General features: G+C 70.0%; 1 protein-coding gene and 2 pseudogenes. All 3 read left to right on the top strand.

The features are described from left to right. Positions 1–404: pseudogene (locus C463_RS07965) on the top strand (heme ABC transporter ATP-binding protein); the annotation flags it as partial. Continuing rightward, positions 401–1,723, top strand: coding sequence for an ABC transporter permease (locus C463_RS07960; RefSeq protein ID WP_008442624.1), 1,323 nt, complete (start codon positions 401–403; stop codon positions 1,721–1,723). The pseudogene C463_RS07965 and the gene C463_RS07960, both read left to right, overlap by 4 nt. Next, a pseudogene (locus C463_RS07955) lies at positions 1,716–1,963 on the top strand (ABC transporter permease); the annotation flags it as partial. The gene C463_RS07960 and the pseudogene C463_RS07955, both read left to right, overlap by 8 nt.

Here is a 1,963-nt window from a genome sequence, read left to right as displayed (position 1 = left end):
AGCGCGACCCGGAGCTGGTCGTCGCCACCCACCCGACCCGCGGCGTCGACATCGGATCGACGGAGTTCCTCCACGACCGGCTGCTCGAACTGCGCGCCGAGGGGAAAGCCGTCCTCCTCGTCTCCTCGAAGCTCGACGAGGTCCAGGGGCTCTCCGACCGCCTCGCGGTGATGCACGAGGGCGAGTTCACCGGGGTCGTCGACCCCGCGACCGTGACCGAAGAGGAGATCGGGCTGCTAATGGCCGGCGAGTCGCTCGACGACGACTCGGTCGAGGGGGCGGCGATCCACGACGCCGCGGACGACGACGAGACCGACGGGTTCGACGACGCGACCGGCGGCCTTGACGACGCGAGCGATAGGCCCGAGGACGCCACCGGCAGCGACGAGGAGGTGGACGCGTGAGCGATTCGGACCCCGACGCGGACGGGACTCCCTCCGTTCTCGCCCGGGTGGTCGCGCCGTTCCTCGACCGGAGCGTCGCGGAGCGGCTCGTCATCAGCGTCGCCGCCATCCTCCTCTCGATCCTCGTCGGGTTCGCCATCGTGCTCGTCTCCGGTCGGATCGCAGAGTGTTCGACCGCGGCTTGGACGATGCCGCTCACCGGGCTCGGCTTCTGTTACGACCCGTTCGAGGTGTACGTGGTGCTGTTCAACGGCGCGCTCGGCTATCCGTTCGCGGTCGGCGATCCGGGCCTGTTCAACCCCGGATGGACACCGTTTAACCTCTCGTTCGGCCTGACGCTCTCGGAGACGACGCTGCTGATCTTCACCGGGCTCTCCGTCGCCGTCGCCTTCCGCGCCGGGCTGTTCAACATCGGGACGCAGGGCCAGCTCGTCGTTGGCGCGCTCGCGACCGCGCTTTCGGTCCTGGCGCTCGCTCCGCTTCTCCCGGCGGGCCCCGTCGCCGGGCTCGTGTTGATCGTGGTCGGAACCGCGGCCGGCGCCGTCGGCGGCGGCCTCTGGGGGGCGATACCCGGCGCCCTCAAGGCGTACGCCGACGCCAACGAGGTGATCACGACGATCATGCTCAACTTCGTCGCCGCGAACGTCGCGTACGTGCTCGTGTTGGAGGTGTTCCGCGCCGAGGGCTCCTCCGTGGTCGCCACCCGGTACGTGCCGGAGTACGCGCAGTTCCCGTCGCTGCTGTTCCCGGCGTCGACCGACTTCGCGCTGCTCGCGCTGCTCGTCGGGATCGGCTTCATCGGCGCGCTCTACTACTTCGTCGAGCACACCTCGCTCGGGTACGACCTCAGGACGAGCGGCGTTCAGGCCGCCGCGGCCGAGTACGGCGGCGTGAACGCGAAGCTCACAACCGTGCGGGCGATGACGCTGTCGGGTGCGCTCGGCGGCATCGGCGGTTCGGTGTGGGTGCTGATGTCGGAGGGCCGGTGGATGGCCTCGATTCCGGACCTCGGTTTCGACGGGATCACCGTCTCCATCCTCGCCGGGAACAACCCGATCGGCGTGCTGCCGGCGGCGTTCCTCTTCGGGATCCTGAAGGGCGGCGCCCTGGAGATCGGGTTCCGGACCGACGTACCCACGGAACTCGTCGCCGTGTTGCGCGGGCTCATCATCCTGTTCGTGGCGATGCCGGAGTTCTTCCGGATGATCGGTCGGTACACGGGCGTCGGCGGTGCGGGCGGCGCGGGCGGTGCGAGCGTCTCGGGGACGACGGAACCCGACGAGCCGACCGGCGGCGACGGGGGTGAGACCGATGCGTAATCCCCTCTCGCCGGCGGCGCTCCTCGAAGGCGCGAGCGGGTCGAGCTACGTGCGCTCGCTGGTCGTCGGCACCGTCGGAGTGCTCCTCCTGCTCGGTGTCGTCGGGCTCGCGTTCCCCGGCTCGGTCGCGGGCGACCTCGCGGGCATCGTCTTCTCGACCAGCACGGCGAAGTCGACCGCGCGGCTCGCGGCGCCCATCGTGCTCTGTCTCTTATACACATCTCTGCGCGGGCTGGCAAG

The sequence above is a fragment of the Halorubrum californiense DSM 19288 genome (assembly GCF_000336875.1).
GTDB classification, from domain to species: domain Archaea; phylum Halobacteriota; class Halobacteria; order Halobacteriales; family Haloferacaceae; genus Halorubrum; species Halorubrum californiense.
This window is presented reverse-complemented; position numbering and strand designations above follow the sequence as displayed.